The organism is Copranaerobaculum intestinale (assembly GCF_009831105.1).
Taxonomy (GTDB): Bacteria; Bacillota_I; Bacilli_A; order Erysipelotrichales; family Erysipelotrichaceae; genus Copranaerobaculum; species Copranaerobaculum intestinale.
Map to the genome: position 1 here is coordinate 794,900 of NZ_WUUQ01000001.1, position 18,718 is coordinate 813,617.

17 protein-coding genes and 2 tRNA genes are annotated in these 18,718 nt (G+C 43.2%); 14 read left to right on the top strand and 5 right to left on the bottom strand.

Annotated elements, in window-relative coordinates; translation table 11 throughout:
* The first annotated feature begins 9 nt into the window (after positions 1–9).
* From GSF08_RS03920 to GSF08_RS03940, 5 genes are all read left to right on the top strand, one after another.
* Entirely contained in the window at positions 10–1,512 is a 1,503-nt protein-coding gene (locus GSF08_RS03920; RefSeq protein WP_160624507.1) for a DUF4118 domain-containing protein, read from the top strand.
* Positions 1,502–2,197, top strand: a complete 696-nt coding sequence (locus GSF08_RS03925; protein ID WP_160624508.1) for a response regulator transcription factor — start codon at positions 1,502–1,504, stop codon at positions 2,195–2,197. Before GSF08_RS03920 ends, GSF08_RS03925 begins: the two co-directional genes overlap by 11 nt.
* An 89-nt stretch (positions 2,198–2,286) precedes the next feature.
* Positions 2,287–2,691 carry a tetratricopeptide repeat protein gene (locus GSF08_RS03930; RefSeq protein WP_160624509.1) on the top strand — a complete coding sequence of 135 codons (405 nt, stop codon included), beginning with the start codon at positions 2,287–2,289 and terminating at the stop codon, positions 2,689–2,691.
* Positions 2,692–2,772: 81 nt separating this feature from the next.
* Entirely contained in the window at positions 2,773–3,441 is a 669-nt protein-coding gene (locus GSF08_RS03935) for a copper homeostasis protein CutC (RefSeq protein ID WP_160624510.1), read from the top strand.
* Positions 3,442–3,641: 200 nt separating this feature from the next.
* Complete coding sequence (locus tag GSF08_RS03940; protein WP_160624511.1) at positions 3,642–3,842, top strand: cold-shock protein; 201 nt, start codon at positions 3,642–3,644, stop codon at positions 3,840–3,842.
* A 58-nt stretch (positions 3,843–3,900) separates the two neighbouring features.
* Here GSF08_RS03940 and gltX read toward each other — a convergent pair whose 3' ends face one another.
* The gene (gene gltX / locus GSF08_RS03945; protein ID WP_160624512.1) at positions 3,901–5,361 is read right to left on the bottom strand and encodes a glutamate--tRNA ligase; all 1,461 of its coding nucleotides are present in this window, start codon (positions 5,359–5,361) and stop codon (positions 3,901–3,903) included.
* Between the two features lie 178 nt (positions 5,362–5,539).
* Here gltX and GSF08_RS03950 point away from each other — a divergent pair.
* From GSF08_RS03950 to GSF08_RS03975, 6 genes are all read left to right on the top strand, one after another.
* Positions 5,540–5,615: transfer RNA gene (locus GSF08_RS03950), tRNA-Gln, on the top strand.
* Between the two features lie 286 nt (positions 5,616–5,901).
* A complete protein-coding gene (locus GSF08_RS03955; RefSeq protein WP_249805855.1) occupies positions 5,902–7,200 on the top strand; it encodes an ABC transporter substrate-binding protein in 1,299 nt (432 codons plus the stop codon).
* A complete protein-coding gene (locus GSF08_RS03960) occupies positions 7,190–9,412 on the top strand; it encodes a bifunctional diguanylate cyclase/phosphodiesterase (RefSeq protein ID WP_160624513.1) in 2,223 nt (740 codons plus the stop codon). The genes GSF08_RS03955 and GSF08_RS03960 overlap by 11 nt, the downstream gene beginning before the upstream one ends.
* 115 nt (positions 9,413–9,527) lie before the next feature.
* Positions 9,528–11,309, top strand: coding sequence for an aminopeptidase P family protein (locus GSF08_RS03965; protein ID WP_160624514.1), 1,782 nt, complete (start codon positions 9,528–9,530; stop codon positions 11,307–11,309).
* Positions 11,310–11,488: 179 nt separating this feature from the next.
* Positions 11,489–12,151 carry a CpXC domain-containing protein gene (locus tag GSF08_RS03970; RefSeq protein WP_160624515.1) on the top strand — a complete coding sequence of 221 codons (663 nt, stop codon included), beginning with the start codon at positions 11,489–11,491 and terminating at the stop codon, positions 12,149–12,151.
* A 54-nt stretch (positions 12,152–12,205) separates the two neighbouring features.
* On the top strand, positions 12,206–13,000 hold the full coding sequence (locus GSF08_RS03975; protein ID WP_160624516.1) for a hypothetical protein: 795 nt from the start codon (positions 12,206–12,208) through the stop codon (positions 12,998–13,000).
* A 21-nt stretch (positions 13,001–13,021) separates the two neighbouring features.
* On the opposite strand, the gene GSF08_RS03980 is transcribed toward GSF08_RS03975, so the two are convergent.
* Both GSF08_RS03980 and GSF08_RS03985 read right to left on the bottom strand, forming a co-directional pair.
* Positions 13,022–13,522, bottom strand: a complete 501-nt coding sequence (locus GSF08_RS03980; RefSeq protein ID WP_249805857.1) for a flavin reductase family protein — start codon at positions 13,520–13,522, stop codon at positions 13,022–13,024.
* A 23-nt stretch (positions 13,523–13,545) separates the two neighbouring features.
* Complete coding sequence (locus GSF08_RS03985; RefSeq protein ID WP_160624518.1) at positions 13,546–14,064, bottom strand: hypothetical protein; 519 nt, start codon at positions 14,062–14,064, stop codon at positions 13,546–13,548.
* Positions 14,065–14,174: 110 nt separating this feature from the next.
* Between GSF08_RS03985 and GSF08_RS03990 the strand changes: the two genes are divergently transcribed.
* Positions 14,175–15,197, top strand: a complete 1,023-nt coding sequence (locus GSF08_RS03990) for an ABC transporter ATP-binding protein (protein WP_160624519.1) — start codon at positions 14,175–14,177, stop codon at positions 15,195–15,197.
* A 200-nt stretch (positions 15,198–15,397) separates the two neighbouring features.
* Here GSF08_RS03990 and GSF08_RS03995 read toward each other — a convergent pair whose 3' ends face one another.
* Together GSF08_RS03995 and GSF08_RS04000 are read right to left on the bottom strand one after the other, a co-directional pair.
* The gene (locus GSF08_RS03995) at positions 15,398–16,726 is read right to left on the bottom strand and encodes an MFS transporter (protein WP_160624520.1); all 1,329 of its coding nucleotides are present in this window, start codon (positions 16,724–16,726) and stop codon (positions 15,398–15,400) included.
* Positions 16,727–16,947: 221 nt separating this feature from the next.
* A tRNA-Ala gene (locus GSF08_RS04000) sits at positions 16,948–17,023 on the bottom strand.
* Between the two features lie 330 nt (positions 17,024–17,353).
* Here GSF08_RS04000 and ald point away from each other — a divergent pair.
* Together ald and GSF08_RS04010 are read left to right on the top strand one after the other, a co-directional pair.
* Positions 17,354–18,460 carry an alanine dehydrogenase gene (ald, locus tag GSF08_RS04005; RefSeq protein ID WP_160624521.1) on the top strand — a complete coding sequence of 369 codons (1,107 nt, stop codon included), beginning with the start codon at positions 17,354–17,356 and terminating at the stop codon, positions 18,458–18,460.
* The gene (locus GSF08_RS04010; protein WP_160624522.1) at positions 18,460–18,711 is read left to right on the top strand and encodes a TfoX/Sxy family protein; all 252 of its coding nucleotides are present in this window, start codon (positions 18,460–18,462) and stop codon (positions 18,709–18,711) included. The genes ald and GSF08_RS04010 overlap by 1 nt, the downstream gene beginning before the upstream one ends.
* Positions 18,712–18,718 lie beyond the last annotated feature (7 nt).

Genomic DNA, 18,718 nt, shown 5'->3' on the forward strand with positions numbered 1-18,718 from the left:
GGGATGAACATGAAAAAATCAGTAATTTCAGGACTATTCGCCGTGATATTAATAGCAGGGGCATCACTGCTGGGATATATATTTAAGGCAGCTGGCTTTCAGGATGCTAACATTGTGGTATTATACATCCTGGCGGTGCTTTTGACAGCGCGTTTTACTGACGGCTATTGGATCGGGCTGATCGCTTCCCTCGCCGCAGCCTTTGCCTTTAATTACTTTTTCACCAGTCCGTATTATACATTTGCGGTTGATAATCCCAATTATATAATTACTCTGATATTTATGACCATCACTTCACTGATCACCAGCGCGATCACTTCACTGGCGAAGCGAAATGAAGAGCAGGCACGGTTACAGGAGGCACAGGCTCGCTCTCTATACAGTCTTAATAATCAGGTCAGCCAAGCGCATGATATGCATGAAATTGCGGCTTCGGCTGTTTCCGTTATCAGTCAGATTTTAGGCTGCAGCACTGCTTGTTTACTGATACATGAAGATGATTGCTGGGAGGAGGAATATGTACAGCAGTTGGACGGTGATCATCTGGTATATCGCAGTTTGACGGCGCGGGAGCGGCAAATGCTGAACCGCTGCAAAGATCAGTTGGCACATACCTTTGTGCGGGGGGAAGAATTTTATGAATGGCCGATCCAAGGACAGGATACGTTGCTTGGAATTTTGCGGATACCCTACATTCGCGCTAAGCATTTTAATGAGGAAGAAGCAAGTCTTATTCACTCCATGAGCGAGAGTATAGCGTTAGCCATAGATCGTATTCAATCTACTCAAAAACGCTTGGAAACACAGGAACAAGTAGAACAGGAGCGCTATCGAAGCAATCTGCTCAGGGCGATTTCTCACGATTTGAGAACGCCGCTGACCGGGATTATGGGAACGGCGGAAATGGTCATGGATATGAGTGATCAAAAGGATGAGCGCTTTGATTTGGCCCAGGGAATCTATAACAGCTCCCAGTGGCTACACACTTTAGTAGAAAATATTTTGAGTCTTACTCGTATTCAAGAGGGAAAACTGGAAATGCACAAGGAGCTTGAGGCAGTTGAGGAAGTAGTGGCCGGTGCTGTAGAAGCACTTCGGCAGCGGACAGAAGCCTGTCCGATCCAAGTATTCATTCCCAGTGCCGTGGTGATGGTGCCTATGGATGCTAGATTGATTCGTCAGGTATTGATCAATCTTTTGGATAATGCCTTAAAATACGCACCCCAAGGAAGCATAGAATTACATGCTGAAGTAAAAAAACCGAATATTTGTTTTACTGTGGCAGATCATGGTGACGGCATCCGTGATGCGGATCGATCACGCTTATTTGATATGTTTTATACAAAGGAATATCAGCATCCGGATGCGGTTAAGGGGGTCGGGCTAGGTTTAACAATATGTAAATCAATCGTTGAGGCACATGGCGGGAGTATCTGGGCAGAAAATAAAAAAGAAGGAAAGGGTGCGATTTTTGGCTTTACTCTTCCGATGGAGGTTTCTGATGGAATATGAAAAAGTAAGAATATTGGTAGTTGAGGATGATCCGCAGATTCGTAACTTTATGATGTATTGCCTGCATAATGAAGATTTTCCATGTGAATGCGCTGCGTGCGGGAAACAAGCGTTGAGCATGCTGATCAGTGAGCCAATCGATCTCATGCTGTTAGATCTGGGTCTGCCGGATATGGATGGAATGGACATGATCCGGCATGTCCGTGAATGGTCCCAACTGCCGATCATTGTTGTATCAGCGCGCGATCAGGATAAAGAAAAGGCGGCTGCTTTAGATGGCGGGGCGGATGATTATATCACAAAACCCTTTTCCGCAATGGAGCTGATGGCAAGAATCCGAGCGGCGCTTCGTCATCGGAAGCAGGATACCGGTACCAAAAAAATGAGCTTTGAAGTTCGCGGTTTGAAGATCGACTATGTGAAACGGATCGTATCTCTTAACGGTCAGGCTATACATGTCACACCGATGGAATACAGTATGCTGGTGCTGCTTTCTCAAAATGCCGGTAAGGTTTTGACAACCCAGATGCTGTTGAAAACAATCTGGGGCAGCAGCTATGGAACGGATACGCAGGCGCTGCGTGCTTTGATGGCGGGATTGCGGCGGAAAATTGAAACCAGTCCTGCTGATCCGTCTTATATTTTCACCGAAATCGGAGTTGGTTATCGGATGGCTGATGAATAATCTCACAGGATTCTCACACGGAAATCGGTTCTCTCACACCCTTCTCACAGCTTATTTGTTAAGATAGGATTGTCAAAGGAGATGCTGGTATGAAACAGGAATTTAAAATGCAGAAGCTGGATGACAGCAGTGAAGAAATTCGTGAAATGATCCGAGTAGGAAATTATCAGGAAAGTGAGACAAGGGTGCGGGAGCTTATGATGCTGTATCCTGACTGTGCGGCTCCGCACAATTTATACGGCATTATTATGGAGCTGCAGGGTGATCGGGTATGCGCAATGAAGCACTATCGGGTAGCCTGGGCGCTGGACAATACCTATATGCCGGCTCGTCATAATATGGAACGGCTGGCCGGCTTAGAAAAGTCTTGGAAGATTGCTTTTAATGCTCAGGACTGTATTTCTTCCAAACCAAAGAAACATATGGAAATCCAATATGATGAACACGGTGTCGGACACATTGTAAAATGTGCGATGCTGGGCTGTTCGCACTAAAAACACCAAATTGGTGTTTTTTTCTAGGTATGCGGAGAGGTAAGGTTTATACTATATATAGAGAAAAGGGAGGATTTGACAATGTTAATAGAAGTAATTGCATCTACGCTTGATGAAGCACTGGAGCTGGAGCGGCTGGGCGCCGATCGCATCGAACTGGTGACGGCGGTCAGCGAGGGAGGACTTACACCATCGCATGCGATGATCAATCAGGTATGTGAGCAGGTGCGGATTCCGGTTAACGTTATGCTGAAAACGCGCGGAGATTATCAGTTCAGCGACAATGATATGAAAATTATGCTGGAGGATCTTTCCTACATCCGTGCCAGCAAAGCGAACGGAATTGTATTTGGAGCGCTTAAAGGGGATACTCTTAATTTGAATTATATACAGCAGGTGATTGCGAATAAGGGACATTTACAGATGACTTTAAACCGCAGCTTTGACCGCACTGCTGATTTGGAAGAGGCATTGCTGGCAGTTGAGACTTTGCCGATCGATCGGATGCTTACCTCGGGGCATGAGCAAAGTGTCATCACCGGAGCTTCTACTTATCGGATGATCCAGCAGCGGATGGCAGGTAAAATGATTGTGATGGCCGGAGCCGGTTTGAATTTAAAGAATGTCGATGCCTTTGTGAAAGAAAATCATCCGGCGGAAATCCATTTCGGCAGCGGTACTCACATCGATGGGAAATGGGGAAATCCGATTAGTGAAGCAGCTTTAAAACAGTTGGTTAAGCTGAAATAATCAGCCGCCGATAGGAAAAAATTGTCAGCTATACATATTTCATTGAATTGCTTGACTTTCCAAGTTTAGGGTGATATTCTTAACATGTATTTAAGCTGTATCAGAATTTTCACATAGCGAAAATTGTGTTAAACAGTTTTCTATGCAATGTGAAAATTTTTTTACGAAGCTGGGAATGCACATAATGGAGGTACCTATTAATGAACACAGGTAAAGTAAAATGGTTTAATGCAGAAAAAGGATTTGGATTTATTACTACAGAAGATGGTAAAGATGTATTCGTACATTACTCAGCAATCCAGGGTTCAGGTTACAAATCTTTAGAAGAAGGCGAAACTGTAAGCTTCGAAATCACTGAAAGTGATCGTGGCCCACAGGCAGCTAACGTAACTCGCGCCTAATTACAATTTGCAGATAACTAAAAAAGACTGTCACACAGCAGTCTTTTTCGTTGCTTCTTTATTCTGCTTTTAATTTTTCAATACCTATTTTCACACGGCGGATGCTTTCTTCCTTGCCCAGCAGATAGGATAATTCTATCGCACCTCCCGGAGTAAATGCTTTTCCCGATAAAGCGGTGCGGATCGGCCATAAAATTTGACCATTCTTCATTTCCTGCGCTTTGGCAATTCCTAACAGCTTCGTATGAATTTCTTCTTCATTGTTCCAGTCTTCAATCGTATCCATGACCGGCAATGTCAGCTCTAAGGCCTTCAAAGCTATTTCCGGGGTAGTTTTCATTTTCTTATGGATGTATAGCTCACAGTTATATTCCGGCAGCTCATCGATGAAATCAACGGCTTCTTTGATTTCCCCGAATGTATTGACCCGTGGCTGAATCACCCGGCTTACCTCTTTTAAATTGACATTGCTGTGTATTGCATCTGAATAATAAGGCAACGCGTGGGCATGGAAATCATCCAGCGACATATTGCGGATATACGTTGCGTTAACCCATTTTAGTTTTTCAACATCAAATACCGATGGTGATTTGGACAAGCGGTGCTCATCGAACATTTCAATCAGCTGTTCCTTGCTGAAGATTTCCTCTTCTCCCTCAGGAGACCAGCCCAGCAGGGCCATGAAGTTGAACATTGCCTCCGGGAGATACCCGTTTTCTTTATACTGGGATATGTACTGCATGATAGAATGATCACGCTTTGATAATTTTTTGTGATTTTCATTAACGATCAGCGTCATATGCGCAAAGGTCGGAGCTTCCCAACCCAGCATGTCATAAATCATCAGCTGCTTCGGCGTATTGGAAATGTGCTCTTCACCGCGGAATACGTGGCTGATATTCATCATGTGATCATCGATGACAACTGCGAAATTATATGTTGGGATGCCATTGCTTTTTACAATCACCCAATCTCCGATATCCTTGGATTCAAAAGATATTGTGCCGCGGATCATATCATCGAATGTATATGTCTTGCCCTCTGGTACCTTTACGCGGATTACATACGGCAGTCCGGCCGCTTCCTTCGCAGCAATTTCCTCATTGCTCAGATTTGCGCAATGGCGGTTATACATCGGTGCCAGACCAGCAGCTTCCTGGGCTTCCTTGACCTCGGCCAATTCTTCCGGCGTACAGAAACATTTATAAGCCAATCCCTTTTCCAGCATTTCATCAACGATGCGCTTATAGATATCAAGACGTTCCATCTGACGATAAGGACCGCAGTCTCCCGGTTTCTGTGCGGATTCATCGGGTTCGATACCGAGCCAGCTCAAATATTCCAGTTGGGATTGCTCCCCGCCATCCACATTTCTCTCAATATCCGTATCTTCGATACGTAATACAAAATCTCCTTGATAGTGTTTTGCGAATAAATAATTAAACATTGCCGTTCTCGCGTTTCCAATGTGCAGAAAGCCCGTTGGACTAGGCGCATAACGTACTCTTACTTTTTTCATATAGGTCATCCTTTCGTCCAATTTCATATTATATAATAATAAAAAGCGATATTCAACAAAACCACTGAAAAAGAAAGCGGATTTCTCATTTGGAAAAATTTCATAAAACCGAAAAAAAGGTATTTTTCTTGTTGACAAATGCATGTATACCAATTAAAATTATGTGTGTTATCGACATTGGGGTATAGCCAAGCGGTAAGGCACCAGACTCTGAATCTGGCATTTCCTTGGTTCGAATCCAAGTACCCCAGCCATAAGTAAAATAAAGTCGCAGAAAATGCGGCTTTTTTTATCTTTTCAAATTCTTGTACTAACGCCCCAGGAGGGTGAGCTTTCCTTTTTTCACAAGCCTCTGAAAGGCTGTTTTACCGCTTTATATAAGGCTTTATATACATTGTATTCAAAGAATAGATATGATACAATTTGATATATAGAAAACGATTTCATGCCTTTTTGTAATTATAAAAATATTGTGATTTCCAAAAATCAATAAGATATATAAATCATGAATGATAGAGCTGGCGGTAAAAGGAGCACGATATGAGGATAGGAAAGAATACATGGATGATCTGCTTGACAGCAGCTGCGCTATTGATCGTCAGCGGCTGCAGCGCTTGGACATCATCATTTTATGAACCGGAAAACACGCAGGATCAAACAGCCGAAAAGAGACTCACTTTTTTCGGGTTTAAATATGAAGCACTGAATGTGCAGGCCATTGAGAAGGCATTACACGGCTATATGGAAAAGCACACGGATACGAATATCATGTATGAGGGAATCAAGGGGATCGACTATTATGATATTTTGGAAAAACGGATAAAAACCGGCCATGCTGACGATATCTTTATGGTTGACCAAGCATCGGTTTTGGAATTGGCGAAAAACGGAAAGCTGGCTGATCTTTCAGATCTTTCTACCCTTGATAATTTCAGTGATCTGGTTAAGAGTCAGATGCTTGTAAATGGGAAGGTGAATTATGTGCCGACGACCATTTCTGCTTTTGGTCTCTACTGCAATGAAGATCTGCTGAAAAAATATAAGCAGCGCATTCCGAACAACTTAGAGGAGTTTATGAAGGTTTGTGATTTCTTCGTGAAAAAGGGAATTACACCGATCATTGCCAATAATGATATATCCTTAAAGACGATTGCGATCGGCAGGGGAATGTATTCCGTTTATCAGCAAAAAGATATCGCAAAGCAGATGGAACAGTTTAATCGCGGTGAAGCAGATCTTGCGGACACGCTGCAGCCCGGTTTTGATTTGGTAGAAACCATGCTGAAACGCGGTTACGTCAATGTGGAACAAACGCTGAAGACTGAAAAGACCAAAGATGATCTGGTTGATTTTGCCAAAGGTGAAAATCCTTTTATGCTGACAGGGGCATGGGCAGCTCCCCGGCTTCGCGATCTGAATTTGAAGTTCAGTTTTTCAATTCATCCTTATCCAATTTTGGCCGATGGCAGTGTCATGGTCATGAATATTGATACCCGCGTTGCGGTAAATACGGATAGTACGCATGTAGAAGAGGCAAAACAGTTTGTAGAATATCTGACTCAAAAGGATGTTATGTGGGAATTTGTCAACAGTTTAAGCTCGTTCAGTCCGCTGGAAGAGAAACGGAATTCCGAGGATCCGGCTATTTCGCCTATGAGCCCTTATATGGAAAACGGCAGGAGTGTTCTGGGATCCGATGATAATCTGGACTATCCGATTTGGAATTTGACGCGGACTTGTGTAGAAATGCTGTTAAAGGGAGCTAACAGTGCTGAGGTGACTAGTCAGCTGCGTGAGCAGCTGAAGCAGCTCCGGGAGGACAACGGTCATGCGAACTAAATTCAGATTGATCATGGCGGTTGTTTCGATTGTTTCCGCTTTATGTATTGTGATAACTTCTTTCTATTTTATCAGGAATGTTCAGACTCAGTTATGGAAGAAAACCGTTACTGATATTTTGGAGGTCACTACCCAGGGACGTCATGCTTTGGATACGTATATTGAGAAAGACTATGATACGCTTTCTTTATTTGTCAATGAGATCAGCCGGCTGAAATCAAACGATACGGATCATATTAAAAAAATCATTGAACTGTTCGATGAAGATGTTACGTCTTTTTACTGCAGTAATCTGATGAACAGCAATACGTACTCAGATCAGTCAGACGGTGTGTATACATTGTCCGAAGAACAGCGGCTTCAATATTTATCCATGAGTGACAGCGGCATACAGGAACCGTATTATGACTCATTCACCGGGGTTAAAACAATATCGGTGTATGAGCGATTTACCTTTGCGGATGGCGCTCAGGCGATCGCCCTGAAATCCCGCACCGTGCAGACAGTTGTGGATAGCTTCGCTCTTTCCTTTTTTGATAATACCGGCTTTTCCTATATTGTAAATGACCGGGGTGATGTCCTGATTCGTTCTTTGCACCGCAATAGTAACCGTACTTTTCAAAATTTGTTTGATATCATTGATTTAGAGGGAAATGATGAAGAGAAGATCAACATTTTTCAATCAAAATTAAAGTATCGGTCTTCCGGTTCTGTCCAGTTTCACTACCAGGATAAAGAGTACATCTATTGTTATGTACCGATGGAATCCGTCGATGGCTGGTATCTGATCTCCATTATTCCAAGTGATATCGTAATGAGTCAGGCAAATACTATTATTTATAATGCGATTGGCTTGTGTGTATTGATTATGCTGTGTCTGGCAATGGTTGGTTACGTTTTCTATCGCAGTAATAAAAAGCATCATCAGGAAGTGGAAGACCTGGCCTTTTATGATAATCTCACAAAGCTTTACCGTTATGAAAAATTCCTCATGGAGGGCGATCGTATCCTCCGCAGTTCTAAGGATGCCTTTGTTTTATACATCGACATTATCGGTTTTAAGCTTTTGAATGATATGGAAGGCTATGATTATGGTGATCGAGTCTTAAAGTTTATGGCGGATATGCTGAGACAGGTTTCACAGCCGGAAGATATCACCTGCCGTATATCTGGGGATGATTTTATTCTCATGGGATGCTGTGAATCCAAGGATGAAATATTAGAGCTTGCTTCCCGCATCCAAGATCTGGCAGCGAAAGGCCTTGATGAAAATCGCTCCATCAATACGCGGATCGGTATTTGTATGCAGAAGGATACCGGTCAAACGTCCGGAATTGAAATCAGCAGTATGATCGATTGGGCACGCATGGCTCAAAAGAGTGTAGATGAACGCTCGGAGAAAAATTGCCGTTTTTATAATCATCAGCTGCGCAGTACGCTCATAAAGGATGCCGAATTGGAGAAAGATATGAACCGGGCTTTACAGAAGGGGGAATTTCTGTATCTGATTCAGCCGAAGTTCACACTGGACGGTAAGCATATCGTCGGCGGGGAAGCACTGGTCAGATGGCTGAGAAACGGAGTCTTTGTTGGACCGGGAGAATTTATACCTCTGTTTGAGCGAAACGGCTTTATCCGCAGGCTGGATGAGTATGTGTTTGAAAAGGTCTGTCAGGATATTCAGGATCGAATACAAAGACAGCTTCCCATCGTACCGATTTCCGTGAATGTTTCGCGAGCGCACCTTTATTGGGATAACTTCGCGGATACCTATATCGCGATCAAAGAGAAATATCAGATACCGGATGGCATTCTGGAGCTGGAATTGACCGAAAATATTTTGATTCGAAATGTGCAGGAGGTTCTGCCGATCATGAAGAAGCTGGCAGATAACGGATTCTCATGTTCGATTGATGATTTCGGATCCGGTTATTCTTCCTTGAATACCTTAAAGGATCTTCCGGTCGATGTTGTTAAAATGGATAAAGTATTCTTCGATCAAAATGATCATATGGAGCGTAATCAGATTGTATTACGCAATATGATCATGATGGCCAAGCAGTTGTCTATGAAGGTTGTGGCTGAGGGAATTGAAAATGAAGCACAGCTCGCAATGATTAAGGATACAGAATGTGATATGGTACAAGGCTTCCTATATGCACGGCCAATAGATAAACAAGAATTTTATAAGGAATTGGATCCAAATGAATAAGACCAGAAGTGAGAATCATTCATTTCTGGTTTTTTTACGGAGAAAGCAAGGATGTGAGTATCAATTTTTTTCAACATGGAGTAAAATAGAAGCATTGAATAAAGGAGGTAGATTCATGATTCAAGAAAGACTTGTAAAATTTCGTTCACTTATGAAAGAAAAAGGAATTCATGCGTATATGGTTCCTACATCGGATTTTCATGAAACAGAATATGTTGGCGATCATTTCAAGGCCCGTACGTATATGTCCGGTTTTACCGGTTCTTCCGGTACCTTGATCATCGCTCTAGAGGATGCGGCATTATGGACGGATGGCCGTTATTTCATACAGGCAGCGGCACAGCTGGAAGGCAGCGGAATTACGCTGATGAAAATGGGCGAACCGGATACTCCAACCATGGTTCAGTATTTACTGAATCAAATTCCGGACAACGGTGTGTTGGGCTTTGACGGAAGGGTCATGAACAGCCGTTTGGGCAATCAATTAAAAGAGACCCTAGGCAAGCACGGAATCACAATTCATGCGGATGAGGACTTAGTCGATATGATTTGGAATGATCGTCCGGGGCTGCCGGATGGACCGGCGTTCCTGTTAGATTCTGCGTATACAGGCAAAGCTGCATCCGAAAAACTCGCAGATGTTCGCAAAATTATGAATGACCGCGGATGTGATGCGCATATCATCACAAGCTTGGATGATATTGCTTGGCTGTTTAATCTGCGCGGCAGTGATATCGAGTGTTATCCGGTCGTGCTCGCATATGCTCTGATCACCGCTGACAGCGCCAAGCTATATTTAGACGGCAATAAGCTGAATGCGGACATCCGTTCCCAGTTTGCGGATATGGGAGTGAAAATATGTGATTATTCAGCTATTTATGAAGATGTGAAATCAGTCTCCGGCAAAATTATGCTGGATGGCGCCAGTGTGAATTATGCTATTTATCAAAATTTGAACCCAGATCAGATTCTGGACTGCGCCAATCCTACGCAGCTGATGAAGGCTGTCAAAAATGAAACTGAATTGAATAATACGATCGATGCACATATTAAAGACGGTGTTGCTTTTACAAAATTCATGTACTGGCTGAAAACGAATATCAATCATATGGAAATCAGTGAAATCAGTGCCAGCGACTATCTGGAAGCCTGCCGCAGACAACAGGAAGGTTTCTTAGATCTGAGCTTCAACACGATCTCTGCTTATAAGGAACATGCGGCAATGATGCATTACAGTGCGAATGAAGAAAGCAATGCGATGCTGAAGCCGGAAGGAATGCTGTTAGTGGACAGCGGCGGACAGTATTTCCAAGGGACTACCGATATCACGCGTACGATGGCATTGGGACCGCTCAGTAATGAGCTGAAAACTCATTTCACAGCAGTGCTGCGCAGTATGATCAATCTCGCGAAGGCGCGTTTTCTGTATGGCTGCCGCGGTGTGAATCTGGATATCTTGGCACGCGGCCCGATCTGGGATCTAAACATTGATTACCGCTGCGGAACCGGACACGGTGTTGGTCATGTGCTGAACGTGCATGAATCACCGAATGGTTTCCGCTGGAAGATCGTACCGGAGCGCAATGACAGCTGTGTTCTGGAAGAAGGAATGATCACTACGGATGAACCGGGTATTTACGTAGAGGGAAGTCACGGTATCCGTATTGAGAATGAGCTGATCACCCGCAAGGGCGAAGCCAATGAATATGGTCAGTTCATGTATTTTCAGACAATAACAGTTGCCCCGATTGATTTGGATGCGATCGATGCAGGTCAGCTGAATGCTGATGAAAAGAAATGGCTCAATGATTATCATAAACATGTCTATGATACTCTCGCTCCATATCTTGATGAGGATATTCAGGCGTGGCTGAAAGAGTATACAAGAGCAATCTAAAAACACCCGCAGGGGTGTTTTTTATAGCAGCTGTTTTTGCGATCAAAATATCGCTTAAAGGCTGCTTAGTCGATTAGGACTATCTGCTCAGAATATGAGTCTGTCAGTAAGTACAGACAATGTGATTGAACCAGTCACATCTAAATTGAAATAGGTTCGCTTTTGCAGGCTGTAAAAGAATGCTTAAGAAATGTCGTAAACTATTATTTTTCTGGTATAATAAAACGATGAAAACGATACTTGTACCGGTTTCCTGTCCGAATTGCGGTCATGAGGCATATGTCAAAAGTGAACAATTTATCATACCCGAATTTCATCAGAAGCACCGTGAGGCAATTCTGGACGGGAGTTTTTTTCAGTACCGCTGTCCGGTTTGCCGAACCGCGATAGAATGTATTCATGACTGTGTGTATCATGACCATGCCCGTCATCTTTTGCTTATTTTAAAGCGGCAGGGAAATGAAAAAGAAATAGTCGTGGAAACCGTTGAGCCGATTCAACGGCTGGTACGTACACCGCTTCAACTGCGAGAAACAATCCGTATCTTTGAAGATCACTTTCATGATGTGCCGATGTCTGATTTGAAAGCCCGTTTATTAGCCCAGTTTAAAAGCCGGGGATGCCGGCTCTTATCTATCAGTTATCATGACTTTGACGAGCCGAATAAACTATTGTGGTTTGAGGTGATGAACGATCATCAACAGATTGATTATCGCGCGGTATCCTTGAAATATTATGAAGCTGCCCGGCAACGCACATCGAGTATCATAGACGATACAGTGCTTCAGGAAGTAACCATTACAAATGTTATGAAAAGGGTAAATCTTATCAAAAATGATTGAGCCGGCCGGATAAAAAAGTTATAATTAAAAACGTGTTTACTGGAGGGATGTCATGTGAGCCAATTTCCCAAAAATCTGGAGATGACGTATCAGTTATCGCTGGATCATTTTCTGGCTGAACAGCAGGAATTGGAATTTGATACGGTGGATGAATATCAGGCTGCTCTTACGAAACTGGAAGGAATCAAACGAGTTCGCAGCTGTACGCACCGTTACGAGATAGCCCGCTCGGTAGTGGATCAATGTCCTCATTGTGTCGAAGCGCAGTTAGCTGTCGGTCTTTATTCCACACAGCTTGATGAGCGGCTGCATGCACTTTTACAGGCATCACAGCTGGCAGCCATTCGTCTGGGACAGGATTATTTCACCAAGGATATGCAGGACTACTATTTGAATAAAGAAACACACCTATTCTTTCGCAGTAAAACGGCTTATGCGGTTGCTTTATTTGATGCCGGATTCATGAGAAAGGCGCGGCCGCATCTGGAAACAATCAAACGGCTGAATCCCGGTGATATTTTTAAAGTGAGTCATTATTTGCTGAGCATTTATTTGGTTCTGGAAGATAAGGAAAGCGGATACCGCTTGCTTCAGGAGCTGGATGAGCACGATGCCTTTACCTGCTATACCAAAGTTCTGTATGCCTATAAGGATATGGAGTTCGAGGAGGCAAGGCACTGGCTGAAAGCAGCCAGAGAGGTTGACGGAAGCATTTATCAGCTGTTATGCAAAGAACCGCTGCCGTATACCAATGATTATGATTCTTCTTTAGCTGCTCATTTTCTGGCAATCTACGGGAAAGCACTGCGCGGCTGGAAAGATTTTTCCGGCTTTGTGAAGTCCATATAAAAACACACTCATGCGAGTGTGCTATTTTTTTACGAGAACCTTTGTGATTTCACCGATATACATGCGGTGATAATCGTGCTTTGGATAATTTTTTAAAATATCATCGCTCAGAAAGTGATTTGGATCCATATCCTGCCAATAGAGCTTTTTACAAATCAGCACCAGTCTAGCTTGGTTAAAATAAGGGGTGTTCTCATCATATTGAAGCGTCAGACCGCATTTTGCGATCTTATCCTCATCCTTTCCGCTGTGAGAACCGCAATAGGCAAGTATCTCATGCTTGTCAGGAGTGAAAAAGGTAAGTGAAAAAGTATCCTGTTTCTCCAGAAATTGATAGGTGTAGCGTTGTGGTCTTACGTAGATTGTTGCGACGGCCTTATTCCAAAGAATACCCATACCTCCCCAACTGGCAGTCATGGTATTTGCCTGTTTATCATCTCCAGCCGTGATCAAGGTCCAGTCGTTATTCAGCAGGGTAAAGATATTTTCTTGAAAATCTTCGATTTTTAATTCTTCAAACATGTTGTTCATCTTCCTTTCTTCTTTCAGTATACGCCTTTTCGCAGGGCAAATTTCGTAATTGTGAAGGTTTTTGATGTCTGGATGATCGAAAATGAATGGACTTCTTTTACCATTTTGAGAACATCAGCGATTTCTGCCTCACTGATATGCAGCATCAGCACTTTCCGCCTGATGCGAAAAAACAGGAATTGATTACTGATAACCGCCTGATCAACAGGATAACAGTTCCCATCAACAAATAGTCCTTCAGCTTTGAGAATGACGGAAGCGTGCTTGCGAATTTTCATTTCTAAAAGGCGCTTGGTGATTGTTTTCGATAAAAGGAAATTTGCGATCAGCAGAACTACTACGATCCAGGTAATCATGAAATCAGTGAATTTCTTGTGCATTTTAGTTATGTCAAACAGTATGGTGATGAAAAACAGAATAGCGATGATTAACAGGATCCAGTCGATCCAGCGATTCTTCGGCAGGTAGTGCTTGATGAAATACTGTTTATCTTCCTCACTCCAAGTGTTCTCAAAACAAACTTCCATTTCCATAAAATCTCCTTTTTTTGTTAAGAAAAGTATAACATAGATGTGCGGAAACAGAGTGAACTACTTTGCGTTTTTATGAATCCATATTATAATATTTCTAAATGAGGTAGATTATGAGCAGATTGGAATTAAGACATATTGAAATGCAGTATCCCGGTTTCAAAGGAGTACTGCACGATATCCAGATGCAAAGTGATCATCGTGAATTTTTAGTGATCGCAGGACCTAGTGGGTGTGGAAAGAGTACGCTGCTCCAGATCATTGCCGGACTGCTTGAACCAACCGGCGGTGAGGTCTTTATGGATGGCAGAAATATGAAACAGGTATCGGCTGATCGCCGCAGAGTGGCGATGGTATTCCAGGATGCGGCGCTGTTTGATCATCTAAAAGTACGTGAGAACATATTATACGGTTTGGATCCAAATGGTGAAGAGCTTCAAAAAGCACTGCATGTAATCAGTGAGAAACTGCATATTCAAAAATTACTGGATAAGCGTGCCTATGCATTGTCGGGAGGACAAAAGCAGCGGGTATCAATCGCACGGGCATTGATTCGCAAGCCGCGTATTTTTTTGATGGATGAGCCGCTTCAGTCACTCGATGAACAGCTGAAAAGCGATTTGCGATTAATGCTTGCTGATCTCTATCAAAAAAGTGATGCGACCTTTTTATATGTGACACACGATCAGAAAGAGGCGATGACGCTTGGAGATAGAATGATACTCATGAAGGAAGGAAGGATCGTGCAGACCGGAACACCGCAGGAGTTGTATAAGAATCCTGAAACTTTATTTGCAGCGACATTTATGGATAAGTACCGACTGAATATATTCGGCGGACGCATGATCGATAAAAGCTTTATTTTAGAGGGTGATGGGCCAATCTTAGGAGCTGTTCGCAGTGAGCATATCCATGTCAATCATGGGTCTGAAGCATGTGATATTTTTATGAAAGGGACGATCCGGCTGGTAGAAGAACTGGGCAGCGGGGCAATGCTTCATGTGGAATCGCAAGGACGTACGATTGTTCTTCATGGCGAAACGGAACGTTTTCAAAGGGGTGAAGAAATAACCTTTGGTTTTCAGCAAAGTCACATCATGTGTTTTGATCAGAACGGGAACCGGCTTTATCGATAAAACGGCTTTTTCATTCCCTCATAAACAATGTTTCTGCTTTTGAATCACGATAAGGATGTATTAGCTTAGTCTGTATCATCAACAGTATTTTTGTAATAGAAATTGCTTATATTCATAATGAAAATATGTCAGTATTCAAAAAACGGCGATAGTTTATCTCGCCGCTTTTCTATATTTATTGAGGTATATCTGCGCTCATGTTACTGATTTGATGATGAAATAATGTGTTCATCATTGCTTTCTAATCGCCAAATATATTTATCTTTTCGGAAAAGCAAACAAACGCATACACCTCCGATTCCGATCATAAAGAATAAGAAGGCAGCGCCGCTGCCCTTGCCAAGGCCAAACAGCTGGTGCAGAAAATGATCAGTAGGGAGAGATTTCATCAATGGTTCGACTACATGATCGACCAAGAATCCACCGGTCAGATAACCGATCGGTATGGTGAAAAATTGCAGGGAATTGCGGATTGCGTAAACTCGTCCTTGAATCGTAATCGGGATTCTCGTACGAAACAGCACATCCATATTCGCGTTCATGATCGGTACGAATAACCAACCTAAAACCGCGCCCACGCACCATATCGGTACGCTTTTGCCAAATGCCAAAAAGAAATTTTCAGTGCTCATGGATACTAGCAGAGCATTGCAGATCACGCGTACCCGGCTTTTGGGAGACGGAAGCAGCGATATCAGAATACTGCCGATTAAAGCAGCGAAACCGGCACACATATTGATAATGCCTAATGCGGCCGCATTCCCATGTATTTTCGAGAGCACCATGGCGGGCAGCACTGCATCATAAATGGATGCGATCAAATTGATCGAAGCCAGAAATAACATTAAATCAAGGATGCCGCGATGCTTTTTTAAATACTGCAGTCCGGCTTTGCTCGCCTGTAAAATTCCCTCTGCGGTTTCCTGATGATCCTTTGATACATCCGGTATCATAATAAAGTAATAAAGGGTCAAAAAGGCGAGCAGGAAGGTAAACAGATCGAATGCAATTACCGCGTCCATGCCTAACAGTGTGAACAGAGCGGTGGCAAGCATTGGTGTCAGCACGGTAATCAGTGAGTTGGAGAAAGACCGCATACCGCTGACTTTCTGATAATATGCTTTCGGTGTGAGAATGCTGATTGCCACATCTGAAGCCGGACCTTGTATGGTATCCATAAGTCCGTTGCAGGTATTTAGGATATACAGATGCCAAATTTCTAAATGACCGCTTTTCAGCAGGATAAAGATGAGAATGGTACATACTGCCGCAAAACTGTCACTGATCAGCATCGTAACGCGCTTATTCCAACGGTCACTTAACGCTCCGGCAAAAATACTGCATAAGACATATGGCGCATAGGAACAAACCGTCAGAAGTGCTGTGCTCATCGCTGATCCGGTTTTCTGATACAGCCATATCACCAGGGCAAAATTTGTCATAGAACTGCCGAGCTGAGATAATGACTGAGTACTCCACAACAGCAGAAAGGCGTGAAGATCGTGATACATTATTTTATAGTTTTTCATAAGACTTTACTCCTTTAATGTTTGTTTAAACAATGAAATCGCAAAGTCTATCGGACGAATAAGAATTTCTCCATGCATGGATCGTCCAAATCTAGACTTTGCATGGAGTATAAGCAATGCATAACATAATAAAGAATTCCTCCTCAAATATATTTATTATGACATTGAAATCAAAACCTGACAATAAAAAAAGAACTGCTGAGCAGTTCCTGATAGATAAATGGTGGAGCTTATCGGGATCGAACCGATGACCTCCTGCGTGCAAAGCAGGCGCTCTCCCAACTGAGCTAAAACCCCATGTATGTGAAATTCGATAGGAAACTATCGAATGCCTATTAAATATACCACTCATAAAGATTTTCGTCAATCCCCATATGTGAATCTTTCTTATGATTTCTTTGGGGGGAGTCATAGAGATTATTTCATAATCTAGGGGGATTTGGACTTTTTTATGTACGCTGACTAAGCTTGCGTGATTGCGGGATACTGCACGAACATCCTTACTTGCATTTTTGATGATCATAGGATATTAAAAAAGGCTCATCGTTGCCGATAAAACAGATAAAGATATGCGCGTTGTAAACTGTCCGCCGGTAGCGTATAATAAATAGAAAAGGAGTGAATAACATGATTATTGGGATTCCTAAGGAAATAAAAAATAATGAAAATCGTGTAGCTTTAACACCTGCCGGTACACTGGCGCTGACGCGTAGCGGACATACGGTGCTGGTAGAAACCATGGCGGGCGCTGGAAGCGGGTTTTCGGATAAAGAGTATCAGGAAGCAGGAGCGGCGCTCACTAGCGGAAAGGAAGTCTTTGCGAAAGCGCAGCTGATCGTAAAAGTAAAGGAGTATTTAGAGCGTGAATATGTGTATTTGCGTGAAGATCAAATGGTTTTCACATATCTGCATATCGCGAATAACGAGCCGTTTGCCAAGGCGCTGATTCAATCGAAAACAACCGCAATAGCATATGAAACAGTCACCCAGCAAAATACATTGCCGCTGCTTACGCCGATGAGTGAAGTAGCCGGACGAATGGCAGTGCAGATCGGGGCCTGGATGCTGCAGAAAGCCAACGGCGGCGGAGGTATTCTATTAGGCGGAGTTCCCGGTGTAATGCCTGCGGATGTTGTGATAATCGGCGGCGGCATGGTTGGGCTGAATGCCGCGAAGATTGCCAGCGGATTAGGCGCTAACGTACAGGTTTTTGATATCAATGCACAGCGCATGGCGTATATTGATGATATCAGCAAAGGTACCATTCATACCATTTTCAATAATGAGTATAATTTGCGTCAGGCTTTGAAGAGTGCTGATTTGGTAATCGGTGCGGTATTGATTCCAGGCGGCAAAGCACCGAAGATTGTCACCAAAGACATGGTGCAGTCCATGAAGCCGGGAAGTGCAATCGTTGATGTAGCGATCGATCAGGGCGGATGTATTGAAACCAGCGATCATGTCACCACGCATGATGATCCGATCTTTGAACGGTACGGAGTGCTGCATTATTCAGTAGCGAATATGCCGGGAGCGGTTCCGCGTACCAGCACGATCGCATTAAGCAATGCCACGCTACCTTATATTCAAAAGCTTGCTGATAAAGGACTGGAGGCCTTAAAACAGGATCCTGGCTTTTTGGCCGGATTGAATACGTATCGCGGTTTTTATACATGCAAAGCCGTTGCGGATGCGTTAAACGGGGAATATAAGGACCCGCTGCGGCTGATCTGATGAGCGAACTTCACAATTTAATGAATATCGGCAGCTACATTGAAGAAAAATTGTATGCGGCCGGTATCTATGATGAAAAGACGTTAAGAGAACTCGGATCGAAGGAAGCTTTTCTGAAAATTAGAACGATGGATGATACAGTATGTATCCGTGTGCTTTATGCTTTGGAAGGAGCACTTCAGGGAATTAAGGATTCTCAGCTGTCTGCTTCTGATAAAGCGGATTTAAAAGCGTTTTTCAAATCTCTGTAAGAAATCA